The sequence below is a fragment of the Bordetella parapertussis genome (assembly GCF_020735925.1).
GTDB lineage: Bacteria > Pseudomonadota > Gammaproteobacteria > Burkholderiales > Burkholderiaceae_B > Bordetella > Bordetella pertussis.
The window spans coordinates 1589022-1603241 of sequence record NZ_CP085971.1 but is presented as its reverse complement, the minus strand read 5'-3'; the positions used below and the strand labels follow the sequence as shown (position 1 = coordinate 1603241).

At 68.0% G+C, this 14220-nt stretch carries 12 protein-coding genes; 5 read left to right on the top strand and 7 right to left on the bottom strand.

Annotated elements, in window-relative coordinates; all coding sequences use genetic code 11:
• Positions 1-6 precede the first annotated feature (6 nt).
• Positions 7-1104, bottom strand: coding sequence for an iron-sulfur cluster carrier protein ApbC (apbC, locus tag LK409_RS07640; protein ID WP_004567450.1), 1098 nt, complete (start codon positions 1102-1104; stop codon positions 7-9).
• Between the two features lie 151 nt (positions 1105-1255).
• Between apbC and mobA the strand changes: the two genes are divergently transcribed.
• Genes mobA through mobB form a run of 3 tightly spaced genes read left to right on the top strand, consistent with a single transcriptional unit; the run spans position 1256 to position 3694 of the window.
• Complete coding sequence (gene mobA, locus LK409_RS07635) at positions 1256-1849, top strand: molybdenum cofactor guanylyltransferase MobA (protein ID WP_033446521.1); 594 nt, start codon at positions 1256-1258, stop codon at positions 1847-1849.
• The gene (moeA, locus tag LK409_RS07630; protein ID WP_010928282.1) at positions 1846-3138 is read left to right on the top strand and encodes a molybdopterin molybdotransferase MoeA; all 1293 of its coding nucleotides are present in this window, start codon (positions 1846-1848) and stop codon (positions 3136-3138) included. The genes mobA and moeA overlap by 4 nt, the downstream gene beginning before the upstream one ends.
• Positions 3139-3151: 13 nt before the next feature.
• Complete coding sequence (gene mobB, locus LK409_RS07625; protein WP_003812685.1) at positions 3152-3694, top strand: molybdopterin-guanine dinucleotide biosynthesis protein B; 543 nt, start codon at positions 3152-3154, stop codon at positions 3692-3694.
• A gap of 9 nt (positions 3695-3703) precedes the next feature.
• Here the strand turns inward: mobB and LK409_RS07620 are convergent, their stop codons facing one another.
• Genes LK409_RS07620 through LK409_RS07610 form a run of 3 tightly spaced genes read right to left on the bottom strand, consistent with a single transcriptional unit; the run spans position 3704 to position 7053 of the window.
• Positions 3704-4540: a M48 family metallopeptidase gene (locus LK409_RS07620; RefSeq protein WP_010928281.1), complete on the bottom strand. Its 837-nt coding sequence runs from the start codon at positions 4538-4540 to the stop codon at positions 3704-3706.
• A 33-nt stretch (positions 4541-4573) separates the two neighbouring features.
• Entirely contained in the window at positions 4574-5635 is a 1062-nt protein-coding gene (gene aroC, locus LK409_RS07615; protein WP_010928280.1) for a chorismate synthase, read from the bottom strand.
• 41 nt (positions 5636-5676) lie between these two features.
• On the bottom strand, positions 5677-7053 hold the full coding sequence (locus LK409_RS07610; protein WP_010928279.1) for a putative bifunctional diguanylate cyclase/phosphodiesterase: 1377 nt from the start codon (positions 7051-7053) through the stop codon (positions 5677-5679).
• Positions 7054-7302: 249 nt separating this feature from the next.
• On the opposite strand from LK409_RS07610, the gene LK409_RS07605 reads away from it, so the two are divergent.
• Positions 7303-10155, top strand: a complete 2853-nt coding sequence (locus tag LK409_RS07605; RefSeq protein WP_041937178.1) for an EAL domain-containing protein — start codon at positions 7303-7305, stop codon at positions 10153-10155.
• On the opposite strand, the gene LK409_RS07600 is transcribed toward LK409_RS07605, so the two are convergent.
• From LK409_RS07600 to LK409_RS07590, 3 genes are all read right to left on the bottom strand, one after another.
• The gene (locus LK409_RS07600) at positions 10137-10865 is read right to left on the bottom strand and encodes a response regulator transcription factor (RefSeq protein ID WP_041937177.1); all 729 of its coding nucleotides are present in this window, start codon (positions 10863-10865) and stop codon (positions 10137-10139) included. The genes LK409_RS07605 and LK409_RS07600 overlap by 19 nt on opposite strands.
• A 140-nt stretch (positions 10866-11005) precedes the next feature.
• Positions 11006-12493: a protein adenylyltransferase SelO gene (locus LK409_RS07595; RefSeq protein WP_003812698.1), complete on the bottom strand. Its 1488-nt coding sequence runs from the start codon at positions 12491-12493 to the stop codon at positions 11006-11008.
• Positions 12490-12861: a DUF2069 domain-containing protein gene (locus LK409_RS07590; protein ID WP_003812700.1), complete on the bottom strand. Its 372-nt coding sequence runs from the start codon at positions 12859-12861 to the stop codon at positions 12490-12492. Before LK409_RS07590 ends, LK409_RS07595 begins: the two co-directional genes overlap by 4 nt.
• 17 nt (positions 12862-12878) lie before the next feature.
• Between LK409_RS07590 and LK409_RS07585 the strand changes: the two genes are divergently transcribed.
• Positions 12879-14192, top strand: coding sequence for a YihY family inner membrane protein (locus LK409_RS07585; RefSeq protein WP_010928276.1), 1314 nt, complete (start codon positions 12879-12881; stop codon positions 14190-14192).
• Positions 14193-14220 lie beyond the last annotated feature (28 nt).

Genomic DNA, 14220 nt, shown 5'->3' with positions numbered 1-14220 from the left:
GGTTCGTCACCCGCCCGCGGGCGCGCGGCTGATGGAAATGGAAGAAAACTTGGACGAGTAGTCCTTGCCCATGGCGGCGACCGCCACCGCCACCTGGCGGGCCACGTCCTTGTACAGGCCGGCGACTTCGCCATCCGGGTCGGCCACCACCGAAGGCCGGCCGCCGTCGGCCTGCTGGCGGATGTTGATGTCCAGCGGCAAGGCGCCCAGGTAGGCCAGGCCGTAATCCTGCGCCATCCGCTGGCCGCCGCCCTGGCCGAAGATATGTTCGGCATGGCCGCACTGGCTACAGACGTGCACGGCCATGTTCTCGACCACGCCGACGATGGGAACGCCGACCTTCTCGAACATTTTCACCCCCTTGCGGGCGTCGAGCAGGGCAATGTCCTGCGGCGTGGTCACGATGACCGCGCCGGTCACCGGCACTTTCTGGCTGAGGGTCAGATGGATGTCGCCGGTGCCCGGCGGCATGTCGATGACGAGATAGTCGAGGTTCTTCCAGTTGGTCTGGCGCAGCAGCTGTTCGAGCGCCTGCACCGCCATCGGGCCGCGCCAGATCATGGCCTCGTCGGCGTCGACCAGAAAGCCGATCGACATCACTTGCACGCCGTAGTTTTCCAGCGGCTCCATGGTCTTGCCGTCTTCGCTCTGCGGGCGTCCCTCGATGCCCATCATCTGCGCCTGGCTGGGGCCATAGATGTCGGCGTCGAGCAGGCCGACGCGCGCGCCCTCGGCGGCCAGCGCCAGGGCCAGGTTGACGGCGGTGGTGCTTTTGCCGACGCCGCCCTTGCCCGAGGCAACCGCGATCACGTTCTTCACGTTGGGCAGCAGGGCAATGCCGCGCGGCACGGCGTGCGTCTCGATGACGCTTTGCATGTTGACCGAAACGTTGTCCACGCCGGCCACGCCGCGGGCCGCGGCAATCAGCGCGCGCCGCAGCGCCGGGATCTGGCTCTTGGCGGGATAGCCGAGCTGGGCATCGAACGTCACGTCCGCGCCGTTGACCTCGAGATTGCGGATCGCCCGCGTGGTGACCAGGTCCTTGCCGGTATTGGGGTCAATGACGGTTTGCAACGCTTGCAGTATGGATTCAGAGGCGACCATTTGGGCCTTCGATAGGGGTTCGACAAAGGGGGGCACGCCACGGTGGCGGCCATAAGCCGATCTTAGCAGAGCCCCCCAGCGCGCACCGCTGCGGCCGACGGGGGGTCGTCTATACTGCCGCCATCGTGCCTGATGGATGCAAGCCACTCTCATGATAGACAAGAACGACATCACCGGCCTGATCCTCGCGGGCGGGCGCGCAAGCCGCATGGGAGGCGTGGACAAGGGCCTGCAGAATTTCCATGGCATGCCGCTGGCCATGCACACGCTGCTGCGCCTGGGACCCCAGGTTGGCGATATCATGATCAACGCCAACCGCAACCTGGCCGCCTACGAGGCCATGGGCGCGCCCGTCTGGCCGGACGCGCTGCCCGATTTTCCCGGCCCGCTGGCGGGCTTTGCCGCCGGCCTGGAACGCTGCGAGACGCCATACATGGTGACCGCGCCCTGCGACACGCCGAACTTCCCGGCCGACATGGTCAGCCGCCTGGCCGACGCGCTGAGCGCCGAGGACGCGCAGATTGCCATGGCGGCCACGTCCGCCGATGGCGCCCTGCGCACCCAGCCGGTGTTCTGCCTGATGCGCATCGACCTGCTCGACAGCCTGCTGGAGTTCCTGCACAGCGGCCAGCGCAAGACCGAGATCTGGGCCAACCAGCACCGCTGCGCCATCGTGCGCTTCGACGACGCCCAAGCCTTTGCCGGCGCCAACACGCTGGCCGAACTACGACAGCTGCAATCATGAACCACGCCCCCACCCCCAGCCTCGAAGAGATCGCTTCCTGTGTCAATGGCTACGACCCTGACGCGCTGCCCATCTCGCAGGCGCGCGAGTTCATCGATCGCCTGGTCCCGCGCCTGAACGCGGTCGAATGGCTGCCCCTGCGCTCGGCGCTGGGCCGCGTGCTGGCGCACGACATCGTCTCGACCCTGAACGTCCCGGCCCACGACAACTCGGCCATGGACGGCTATGCCTTCGCGGGCGCCGAGCTGGCCGGCGGGGCCGACACGCCCCTGCGGGTGGTCGGCAGCGGGCTGGCCGGCGACAACTACCAGGGCACGGTGGGGCCGGGCCAGTGCGTGCGCATCATGACCGGCGCGGTCATGCCCGACGGCCTGGACACCGTGATCCCGCAGGAGTTCGTGCGCCAGGACGGCGACTGCATCGTGGTGCCGGCCGGCGCCGTGCGCCCCGGCGACAACCGTCGCCTGGCCGGCGAAGACCTGGCGCTGGGTGAGAACGCGCTGACGGCCGGCCGCGTGCTGCGCCCGGCCGACATCGGCCTGCTGGCCTCGCTGGCCCAGGCCGAAGTGCCGGTCGTGCGCCGCCTGCGCGTGGCGTTCTTCTCCACCGGCGACGAACTGCGCTCGATCGGCGAGCCGCTGGACCCGGGCTGCGTCTATGACAGCAATCGCTACACCATCTGGAGCATGCTGCAGCGCCTGGGCGTGGAAGTGCTGGACCTGGGCGTGGTGCGCGACGACCCGCACGCGCTGGAAACCGCGTTCAGCGCGGCCGCGGACAATGCCGACGTGGTCATCACCTCGGGCGGGGTCAGCGTCGGCGAGGCCGACTACACCAAGAAAGTGATGGCCAAGCTGGGCGACGTGCTGTTCTGGAAGATCGCGATGCGCCCGGGCCGCCCCTTGGCCATCGGCCGCATCCACAGCAACGGCCGCGACGCCATCCTGTTCGGCCTGCCCGGCAATCCCGTGGCGGTAATAGTGACCTTCTACGCCCTGGTGCGCGACGCCCTGCTGGCCATGAGCGGCGCCACCGCGCAGCCCATGCCCTGGCTGCGCTGCGTGGCCGCCCAGCCCATCCGCAAGAAACCCGGCCGCACCGAGTACCAGCGCGCCATCGTGACGCCGGCGCCAGGCGGCGGCTGGCAGGCGGCGGTCACCGGATCGCAAGGCTCGGGGATCCTGCGCAGCATGAGCCAGGCCAACGGCCTGCTGGTGCTGCACCACGACCAGGGCAACATCGCCGCCGGCGAGCCGGTCGACGTGCTGCCGTTCGACGGCGTAATCTGACGAACCGACCCGCATGACACGAATCATAGGTTTTGCCGGATGGAGCGGCGCGGGCAAGACGCAATTGCTCTCGCGCCTGATCCCGTGCCTGAAGGCACGCGGCCACAGCGTCTCCACGCTCAAGCACGCCCACCATACCTTCGATATCGACACGCCGGGCAAGGACTCGTTCCGCCACCGCGAAGCCGGCGCGACCGAAGTGCTGATCGCCTCGTCGGCGCGCTGGGCGCTGATGCACGAACTGCGCGACGAACCCGAACCCGAGCTGGGCGAGCTGCTGGCGCGCATGTGCCCGGTCGACTTCATCCTGGTCGAAGGCTTCAAGCGCAACGCGCATATCAAGATAGAGGTGCATCGCCACGCCAACGGCAAGCCGTGGCTGTTCCCCGACGACCCGAGCATCGGCGCCATCGCCTGCGATGCCGCGCCGCCGCACGGCACCCTGCCGCGCGTGGCCCTGGACGACTACGACGCGGTCGCCGACCTCGTCGAACGCCTGGCCTGGCCGCTGGACACCACGATCGCGCGCCTGGCCGCGCCCGTCAGCCCGGCCTGAACGCGCGGCCTATTTGGCGGCCTGGCCGCGCGCCTGCTCGTACAGCGGCAATACCTTCTGCGAGGCCTGCTGCAATTCGCCGATGCGGGTACTGGCCGACGGGTGGGTGGACAGGAACTCCGGCGGCGCATTGCCGTCGGCCGCGCCCATTTTCTGCCACAGCGTGACGGCGGCGCGCGGATCGAAGCCGGCGCGCGCGGCCAGTTCGACGCCCATACGATCGGCCTCGGTCTCGTGCGTGCGGCTGTTGGGCAAGGTGAACATGACTTCGGTCAGCTTGCCGCCCAGGTCGGACGCGCCGGGCGAACCGGTGGCCATGGACAGCACCGACAGGCCGATGCTGGTCGCCATCTGCTGCGAGACGCGCTCGCGCGCGTGCTCGCGCAGCGCATGCGCGATCTCGTGGCCCAGCACCGCCGCCAGTTCGTCGTCGGTCGGCTTGATCTGGGCGAGCAGGCCCGTGTAGACGGCAATCTTGCCGCCGGGCATGCACCAGGCGTTGACCTCGTCGACCGACAGCACATGCACTTCCCACGGCCAGTTGGCCGCGTCGGCGCGAAACACCCCGGTCTGCGCGATCAGACGCTGGGAAATGGCGCGCACGCGCGACAATTGCGCCGGGTCGCGGTCAAGCAGCCCCTTGGCGCGGGCCTCCTGGACGATCTCGGCATACTGGTGCCCGGCCTCCTGCACCAGCGCCTGCTCGGGCACCAGGCTCGACATGTATTGGGTGCGGTCCACGCCGATCGCGCCGGACTGCGTCGTGCTGACGCCGGCGCAGCCGGCCAGCAGCGCCAGGCCAGCCACGGCGGCGGCGCGCAGGAAAGTCTGGATGACGGATTTCATGGTTGCCTCCCTGGGCAAGGCACATGCGCCGCGCTATCCGCCGCACTGGGCGCGCTGGCGCAACGCATGGTCGATGAGCACCAGCGCCAGCAGCGCCTCGGCGATGGGCGTGGCGCGGATGCCCACGCAAGGATCGTGGCGGCCGAGAGTCTGCACCATCACCGGCTCGCCGGCGCGGTTGACCGAGCGCCGTTCGACCCGGATGCTGGAAGTGGGCTTGATCGCCAGCGACACGGTAATCGGCTGGCCGGTCGAAATGCCGCCCAGCACGCCGCCCGCGTGATTGCTGGCGAAGCCTTCCGGGGTGATCTCGCCGCCGTGCTCGGAACCGCGCTGCGCGATGCTCTCGAAGCCAGCGCCCAGCGACACGCCCTTGACCGCGTTCAGGCCCATCATGGCGTGGGCGATGTCCGCATCGAGGCGATCGTAGATGGGCTCGCCCCACCCCGCCGGCAGCCCTTCGGCCACCACCTCGATGCGCGCGCCGACCGAGTCGCCGTCGCGGCGCAGCTGGTCCATGTAGGCTTCCAGTTCGGGCACCACGGCCGCGTTGGGCGCGTAGAAGGCATTGCCCGGCACGTCGTCCCAGCTGGAGAACGGGATGGCGATGGGGCCCAGTTGGCTCATGTACCCGCGCACCCGCACCCCGAACTGGCCGGCCAGCCATTTCTTGGCGATCGCGCCGGCGGCCACCGTGGGCGCGGTCAGGCGCGCCGACGAGCGCCCGCCGCCGCGCGGGTCGCGCACGCCGTACTTGCGCCAATAGGCGAAGTCGGCGTGGCCGGGCCGGAAGGTGTCGGCGATATTGGAGTAATCCTTGCTGCGCGCGTCGGTGTTGCGGATCAGCAGCCCGATGGGCGTGCCCGTGGTGACCCCTTCGTACACGCCCGACAGGATCTCGACCTGGTCGGCTTCCTGGCGCTGCGTGACGTGGCGCGACGTGCCGGGGCGGCGCCGGTCGAGCTCGGCCTGGATGTCGGCGGCCTCCAGCGGCAGCCCGGGCGGGCAGCCGTCCACCACACAGCCGATGGCCGGGCCATGCGACTCGCCAAAATTCGTGACGCAGAAAAGGGTTCCCAGAGTATTGCCGGACATAAGAAGGCTTCGCGCGAAAACGGGGTTACGGTCAACCCCGATTATGACACTGCCGCGCCCAATTCCCGGATCCGCTCGGCCGAAACCGGCCTGCCCAGCAGAAAACCCTGCATTTCCCGGCGCCCCAGCGCCTTGAGGATCTCGCGCTGCGCCGGCGTCTCCACCCCTTCGGCCACCACCGCCAGGCCCAGGGCCCGGCACATGCCCATCAGGGCCGACACCACCTCGCGGCTGACGGCGTCGAACTCGATCTCGGCCACGAAGCCGCGATCCAGCTTGACCCAGTCGATCGGCAGCCGGCGCAGGTGCGTCAGGCTGGAATAGCCCGCGCCGAAGTCATCCAGCGCCACCCGCACCCCCTTGGCGCGCATGCCATTGAGCGTGGCCACATGGCGCTCGTATTGCTGGGTGAACAGCGACTCGGTGATCTCCAGGACCAGCCGCTGCGCGCTCAGGCGGCTGGCGGCCAGCGCCAGCGCCACCTGCGCGGGCAGCTCGTCGGCGTACATCTGGCGCACCGACACGTTGACGTGCAGGCGCCAGGCCGCCGGCCAGGTGATCGCGCGCGAACACGCCGTCTCCAGCACCCATGCGCCCAGCGGCACGATCAGCCCGGTGCGCTCGGCCAGTTCGATGACCAGCGCCGGAGAAACGTCGCCATGGACCGGGTGATGCCAGCGCAGCAAGGCCTCGCAGCCGTAGATGGTGCCGGTGACGCTGTCGCAGACGGGCTGGTAGCAGACCTCGAACTGATCCATCGAGGAAGAAACCAGGGCCACGCGCAGGTCGTGCTCGAGACCCTGGTAATGACGCTGGTGTTCGAGCATGGACGGCTCGAACATGTTCCAGGCCGCCCCGGCGCTCTCGTCCAGGTGCAGCATTGCGATATGCAGGGAGCGCTCGAGCTCGTCGAAACAGGCGCCGTGCTGGGCATACAGCGCCCCGCTGAGGCGGAACCCCACGATCAGGGGCTGGCCGCGCAACTCGTACGGCTGCGACAGCGCATCGAGAACCTCGGGCGCCACGTCGCGCGCCGAGCGCGGGTCCAGATCGGGCGCCCACACCATGAACGAGTCCGAAGAATGGCGCGCCACCTGGAAATAATCGGATTGCATCTGCAAGCGCTGCGCAATCATGGCCAGCAGCAGCTTGTTGTCTTCGAGGCCGAGCATGGCGCTCAGCTCGGGATGGTGCACCACTTCGACCAGGAACATCGCCCCGCTATATACACGCTGGCGCTTGCCGAGCACCAGCGCATGCACGCGGCGGCGCAATTCGCCCACGGTCAGCGCATCGGTCAGCGCATCGCGTGCCATCTGGCGGCGCAGCAAATATCCTTTGATACAGAAGAAAACTCCAACCGCCGCCAGCGCCATGCCCGGCAACAGCCATTGCCCCACCAGGTCATCCAAGCCCACTGAGCCCCCTATTCGCGAGTACAGCGCCCGGCTTCAGACACCGCTTCTCCTATTTGTACCTATTGCCACGAAATTATGCATGATTCAGTCCCAATCGAATGGGCTATTTGCGGCAGATTTTGCCCTTGACTCCGGCTAGTCAACCGGATTGGCTTGTTGCATGCCTATTTCGTAATGTTTTGAATATTTCAAATAAAACTGACTACACTATACAAAACCGTGTCTTCCGTCCCCCAACCTGCCTTCGTCATGTCCATTTCCCGGCGGCTTTTCCTCAGCGTCGTCCTGCTGGCGGGCCTGCTGGTCATCGGCACCCAGGCTGCCGGGCTGGCGGCGAACTACCGGGCGTCGGTGGAACGCCAGAAGCGCCATGTCGAAACAGCGGCTGCTTCGCTGGCCTGGGTGCTGTCGCAATCGCATACGACGCCCGCGCAATGGCAGACCCTGGCGACCGACCTGCAGCGGCATAGCGGCTATGCACTGGTGCGCATACAGGAGCACTACACCGGGCGGATGATCGAGGCGGGCCAGCTCAGCGAGGCGCCGGCGCGCGCCGACGGCTCGCTGCAGCAGGGCCGCGCCTCGCAGATCGTGGCCACGCGCACCTTCCGCTCGGCCGACGGAACCTATGTCGGCTCGGTCGCCGTCTACAACCCGGTCATCCCCATCCTGGAAGCCCCCTTCCTCACCGAAAGCGTGGCGCAGCTGGTGCTGATCGTCGCCGGCCTGCTGATCTGGTACAGCTATATGTCGCGCCTGCACGACAGGCTGCAACGCGGTCCGCTGAAACGGCTGGCCGACAACCTTGCCCATATCGGACAGGCCGGCGTCGATCCGAAACTGGCCGAAGGCCTGCCGCTCGAACTGCAGCCGCTGGGCACGGCCCTGGTCCAGTCGCACCAGCGCGTCCATGACCAATTGAGGCAGCAGCGCGCCCGCATCGACGCGCTGGAGAACGAGACGTACCACGACCCGGTCACGCGGCTGCCGAACCGCAAGTTCTTCAACGAAAGCCTGCGGCGCACGGTGCAACGCGACGGCGGCGTCGATGGCCATCTGCTGATTTTCCGGCAGCGCGACATGGCGGAGATCAACCGCCAGATGAAACGCGAGGCGACCGATCAATGGCTGCGCCTGGCCTGCGCGCAATTGAGCAAAACCATTAAGGAGCAGGCCGGCGCCGGCGCGGTGCTCGTACGCATCAACGGTTCGGACTTCGCCGCCCTGCTGCCCGGCCTGCCCTCGCCGCGCGCGGCCGTGCTGGCCGAAAGGCTGCGGCGCGAACTGCGCGTGCTGCGCCTGCCCCTGCGCACGCACGGGTGGTGCCGCTGGGCCATGGCGCTCACGCCCTATACGGTGGGCGAACAAGTCAGCGACATCCTGGCTCGGCTGGACCATGCGCTGATGCGCGCGGAAATCGCCGAGAGCGACGAAGTCGAGCCCGCGTTCAGCCAGACCGGCAATCGTATCGATGGCGAGTACGGCTGGCAGGACATCCTGACGCGCGCGCTCGAACAACACCGCTTCTTCCTGACGCTGTACCCGCGCCAGGACGCCGAAGGCCAGGTGCTGCATACCGAAGCGCAACTGACGCTGCGCGACCAGGATTCGCCCGAACCCCTGCACGCGCAACTGTTCATGCCCCCGGCTGCGCGCCTGGGACTATCGGCCGATTGCGACATCCAGGCGATCCGCATGAGCATGGACCAGCTGGTCGCGCGCGACGGCGACATGGTCGTGCGGGTGTCGCTGCCTTCGCTCGAGCAGGTGCATTTCCTCAAGCGGCTGGAGGACGTGCTGCGCGATCGTCCGGAGCAGGCCGGGCACCTGATCATAGAAATCGACGCACACGGCCTGGTCGACTATTTCCACAACGTACAGGCGCTGTGCGAGATCGCCGCGCGCACCGGCGTGCGGGTCGGCGTACGCCGGCTGTCCGAACAGTTCGCGGCGCTGGAGCGCTTGCACCAGCTGCCGCTGGCGTACCTGAAGATCGGCGGATCGTTCGTCCAGGGCATCACCCGCAGCCCCGGCAACCAACAGCTGGCCGACACCGTCATCCAGGTGGCCCGCACCCTGGACATACCAGCCTATGCCGAAGACGCCGAAGAGCCGGCGGCGCGCGAGCTGCTGCAGGCGATCGGCTTTCGTCTCATGCAGGAGGCCGACAACGCCGACTTCCTGGCGCCTCGCCACAACTGGATCGCCGACCTGCCCGCCGCCGCCCCGGCCGCCGCCGAGGACAACGGCGACACGGCCGCCCACGCGCCCACGCGCACGCGCGCCACCGACGGGCGGCCCTGGCCGCCGCATGAACTGGGCATGCAGCGCAAGCGCCAGGAACAGTCGGACCGGCGCCTGGCCGAAGTGGCGCGCGCGCTGGAGGCGCAGCGCCAGGTCCATGCGCTGCTGTCGCACGAACTGCGTACACCGGCGGCCACCATCAGCGCGGCGGCCCAGTCGCTCGAAATCATCCTGGCCGGCAGCGGACAGGAAGTCGACAGCCGGCTGGCGCGCATCCGCCGGGCGGTGACGCGCATGATCGAACTCATGAACCAGGTGCTCAGTCCCGAGCGCTTGCGCGACCAGGCCCTCACGCCACGGCCCGAACCGATCGAGCTGGGCGAACTCGCGCGCGACACGGTCGAAGGCATGCGGCTGGATACGGCGCATCCGCTGGTCCTCAATGCCGAGGCCGCGGTGCCGGCCTGGTGCGACCCGCTGCTGACGGCGCTGGTGCTGCGCAACCTGATCCACAATGCGGTCAAGTACTCGCCGGCCGACCAACCGGTGCATATCGATGTGGGCCTGTCGTATGGCGCGCACGGCGCCACGGCCTGGGTGGCGGTCACCGACCGTGGCCCGGGCATCAGCGACGACGAATCGCAACGGATCTTCGAAGAGCATTACCGGCGGGCCGCCCACCGCGAAACGCCCGGCAGCGGACTAGGGCTGCACCTGGCGCGCCAGATCTGCCAGAGCCAGGACGGCACCTTGACCGTGCAAACCCAGCTTGGCCAGGGCGCGCGCTTCGTGATGACCTTGCCGACTCCCGGCCAGGCCTACACCGACGGCGGCAACGCTCAGGCGGCGAACACGTAGCCCTGGCCGCGCACCGACAGCACCGGCAACTTGAAACCGGCCGACTGCGCCTTGGCGCGCAGGCGGCTGACCATCACGTCGACACGGCGCGGCTCGAAGTCATCGGGATTGCCAGACTGGAAAGCCTCGGCCAGCATCTGCCGCGTGACGGCATCGCCGCCGCTTTGCAGCAAGGAGGTCATGAAGATGCGCTCCTGCGCATTGAGATGCAGCGACACGCCATCGGGCCCCACCAGCACCCAGCCGCCCTCCTGCAGCGACCAGCCACCCACGCCGCGCTGCGTGTCGCCGGCGGACGCGGGCGCCTGGCCCTGTGCGCCACGCGCCAGGCGCATGCGGCGCGCCAGGCTGCGGATCACCGAACTGAGCTCGAGCAGGTCGACCGGCTTGGTCAGGTAGACATCGGCACCGCCTTCGAGCCCGCGCACGCGGTCCTCCAGAGCGCCCCGGCCGGTCAGCATGACAATCCCCGTCGTGCTTTGCGCGCGCAGGCGCGTGGCGACGGAAAAGCCATCCTCGCCCGGCACATTGGCGTCAAGAATCACAATATCGCAGGACTGCGATTGCAAGAATCGATACAGGGACGGCGCGTCGCCGCACGCGCACACCACGTTGAACCCGTACCCGCCAAGGCCCAACGCCAACTCGTCGCGAAAGTCCTCATCGTCTTCAAGCAACCCGATACGCAGGAGTCCATCTGCAACCAGCATAGGCACCTCAACTCGGAAACCATCGGATCGGCCGCATTGGAAAACCATTCCGCGCAGCGCGACGCGTTACTCGCAAATTATTACAAATTTTACTTATATTTGGGAGGATTTTCCCAAGTTTATTTCTTGACGTGAATCAATCAGGACGAACAACTGACTTCCAGCCCAGCTGCCCAGTCTGGTGCCAATCCGGCGTATGCGTCGTACCCTGGCTGCTGTTTGTAGGGATTACGCAACAGTTTGAGCAGAATATCGATCTCGCCGGCATCGCCCCTGGCTGCCGCGCGTATCGCCTGCTCGGCCAAATGGTTGCGCAATACATACAGTGGATTGACCTCGTCCATGGCCGCGGCGCGCGCCTGGGCGGCTCGTCCGTCGCTTGCGTGGCGCGCAGCCAGCCGGTCGTACCAGGCGCCGGCGGCCGCCCGATCGATGAACAGGTCCTCGAACGGCTGGCGCTGCCCGCGCACCGCCTCGCCCAGGCGGCGAAACGCAAGCGTGAAATCGGCGCCTTGCTGGTGCATCAGCTGCAGCAGGTCATCGAGCAGGGTTTCATCCTCGGGCAGGAATTGCGGCAAGCCCAGCTTGCCCGCCATGCGGCCGTGAAACGCCTGCGTGAACACGGCCTCGTAGCCATCGAGCACCGCCCGCAGCGCCTCGGGATCGGGCGCCAGCGTATGCAGGCTGCTGGCCAGCCTGTAGAGATTCCACAGGCCCACCGACGGCTGGCGATTCCAGGCGTAGCGCCCCTCGCTGTCGGAGTGGTTGCAGATGTGGCCGAGCTGGAACGTGTCCATGAACCCGTACGGCCCATAGTCCAGCGTGAGGCCGAGAATGGACATGTTGTCGGTATTCATCACGCCGTGGCAGAAACCGACCGCCTGCCAGTCGGCCATCAGGAGCGCGGTGCGCCGGGTGACCGCCGCCAGCAGGCCGAGAATCTCGCCATGCTCGCCGTCCAGCCGGCCCGCGCCCGCCACGCGGCATTCGGGGTAGAACCTGTCGATGACGTAATCGGCCAGCACGCGCAGCTGTTCCGGCTGGCGGCGCGCCGACCAGTGCTCGAACGAGCCGAACCGCACGAAGCTGGGCGCCATGCGCGTCACCACGGCGGCGGTCTCGACGGTCTCGCGCATGACCGGGTCATCGGACACCACCAGGGCCAAGGAGCGCGTGGTGGGAATGCCCAGGCCATGCATGGCCTCGCTGGCCAGATACTCGCGCACCGACGAGCGCAATACCGCGCGCCCATCGCCCATGCGCGAATACGGCGTCATGCCCGCGCCCTTGAGCTGCAGCTCCCAGCCGCCAGCGGGGCCGCGCACCTCGCCCAGCAAGTGGGCGCGCCCATCGCCCAGCTGGCCCGCCCATACGCCGAACTGGTGGCCGCTGTAGACCGCCGCCAGCGTATCGCCGCCCGGCAGCGGGGCATGGCCGGAAAACACATCGAGGAACGCCTGGGTGGAAAACTCCGCCGGATCCAGCCCGATCAGGGCCGCCGCCTCGGCATTGGCGTGCAGCAGCCGCGGCGCGGCCGGCGGGCGCGGCTGCAGGCGCGTATAGAACTCGGCCGGCAACGCGGCGAAACTGTTGTCGGTAGGCAGATCCTGCAGGCGTAGCCATTTCATGCGCGCGACCTCCGGGCGGCCCGCTTGGCCGGCCTGACATACAGGATGGCGCACAGGAAAAAACCGCCGGACAACACGATTTCAACGCCGCCCAGGGCCGCCGACAGCGGCGCGGGATCCGACATGGCGCGCACCACGCCTTCCATCAGGTACAGCAGCACCAGCATCGCCGCCCACTGGAATGTATAGAGATTGCCGCGCAGCACGCCGCGCAGCGGAAACGCCAGCGGCAAGGCCTTCAGGAACAGCCACGACCCGCCCGGGCGGATCGGGGCCAGCACGGTTTCCCAGGCCACGCACAGCACGATCAGGGCCAGCAGACAGGCCGCCGCGCCACGGCGCAGCGTCGGGTTGAGTTCAGCATTCATGCTGCTATTATCGCCTGATGGAGCCTCACGCCGAATCCGCCGCCGCCGGACAGGCGGCCCCGCCCGAAAAACGGCGCGCCTCATGGTTCACGCGCATGGGCCGGGTCGTGCGCTTCGCGGGCCAGCGCGCCGACGAGCAGAAGCTGTTGCAGGTGGCCTCGAGCCTGACGTTCACCACCGTGCTGGCCATCGTGCCGATGCTGGCCGTCGTGCTGTCGCTGTTCACGGCGTTTCCCGTATTCCAGGAATTCCGGGTTGCGCTGGAAGACTTCCTGGCCAACAGCCTGATGCCTCCGTCGGTTTCCGACAACATCATGGACTACCTCAACCAGTTTGCCCGCCAGGCCACGCGCCTGACGGCCATCGGCGGCGCGTTCCTGATCGTCACCTCGCTCTTGTTGATCATGACCATCGACAAGACCTTCAACGACATCTGGCAGGTGACCCGCCAGCGCCCGCTGCCGCAGCGCGCCCTGGTCTACTGGGCCGTGATCACGCTGGGTCCGGTGGTCGCCGGCGCCAGCCTGTGGGCCACCTCGTTCGTGGCGCGCGAATCGCTGGGCCTGGTGCGCGATGTGCCCGAAGCGGTCAGCGTGGCGATCTCGTTCATCCCGCTGGTGCTGACCGGACTTGGCTTTGCCGCCCTGTTCGTGGTGGTCCCGAACCGCCGCGTGTACTGGAAGGACGCGCTGGTGGGCGGCTTCGGCACCGCCATCGTGCTCGAGCTGATGAAGGCCGGCTTCGCCTATTACCTGACGCGCTTTCCGGCCTACACGGTCATCTACGGCGCGTTCGCGACGCTGCCCATCTTCCTGCTGTGGATCTACCTGTCATGGCTGGCGGTGCTGTTCGGCGCAACGGTGGCCGCCAGCGCGCCGCTGATCCGGCTGGGCCGCTGGGAGATCAACCGGCACGCGGGCGCCCCCTTCATCGACGCGCTGGGCGTGCTGCGCGTCCTGCATGCGGCGCAGGGCAGCCGGCCGGCCGGACGCAGCGCCAACGCGCTGGCCAAGCGCCTGCGGCTGCACCACGACGAATTGAACGCCGTGCTCGAAGCGCTCGAGGACATGGAGCTGGTGGCGCGCACCGCCGAACAGCGCTGGGTCTTGACATGCGACCCGCGTACGACCACGCTGGAACCTGTATTCGACCGTTTCCTGCTCGATCGCGGCCAACCGCGGCTGCGCGACGAGCCCGAAATCGCGGCGGTTGCCGCCGGCGTATTGGGGCAAGGTCCGGACCCGACACTGGCAGATCTTGCCGGGGTGGCGCAAAATACGGATATCGGCCCCGCCGCGGCGGTTCTGCAGCTGGAGACGGGCAAAAAGTAGCAAAGTGGGCGCGCCCAGCGCCCCGGGA

Excerpts from the sequence above, each read along its gene's own strand:
- LK409_RS07585 (WP_010928276.1), top strand. The coding sequence starts at position 12,879 with ATGGAGCCTCACGCCGAATCCGCCGCCGCCGGACAGGCGGCCCCGCCC.
- apbC (WP_004567450.1), bottom strand. The coding sequence starts at position 1,104 with ATGGTCGCCTCTGAATCCATACTGCAAGCGTTGCAAACCGTCATTGAC.
- mobA (WP_033446521.1), top strand. The coding sequence starts at position 1,256 with ATGATAGACAAGAACGACATCACCGGCCTGATCCTCGCGGGCGGGCGC.
- LK409_RS07600 (WP_041937177.1), bottom strand. The coding sequence starts at position 10,865 with ATGCTGGTTGCAGATGGACTCCTGCGTATCGGGTTGCTTGAAGACGAT.
- LK409_RS07620 (WP_010928281.1), bottom strand. The coding sequence starts at position 4,540 with ATGAAATCCGTCATCCAGACTTTCCTGCGCGCCGCCGCCGTGGCTGGC.
- LK409_RS07605 (WP_041937178.1), top strand. The coding sequence starts at position 7,303 with ATGTCCATTTCCCGGCGGCTTTTCCTCAGCGTCGTCCTGCTGGCGGGC.
- LK409_RS07595 (WP_003812698.1), bottom strand. The coding sequence starts at position 12,493 with ATGAAATGGCTACGCCTGCAGGATCTGCCTACCGACAACAGTTTCGCC.
- mobB (WP_003812685.1), top strand. The coding sequence starts at position 3,152 with ATGACACGAATCATAGGTTTTGCCGGATGGAGCGGCGCGGGCAAGACG.
- moeA (WP_010928282.1), top strand. The coding sequence starts at position 1,846 with ATGAACCACGCCCCCACCCCCAGCCTCGAAGAGATCGCTTCCTGTGTC.
- aroC (WP_010928280.1), bottom strand. The coding sequence starts at position 5,635 with ATGTCCGGCAATACTCTGGGAACCCTTTTCTGCGTCACGAATTTTGGC.
- LK409_RS07590 (WP_003812700.1), bottom strand. The coding sequence starts at position 12,861 with ATGAATGCTGAACTCAACCCGACGCTGCGCCGTGGCGCGGCGGCCTGT.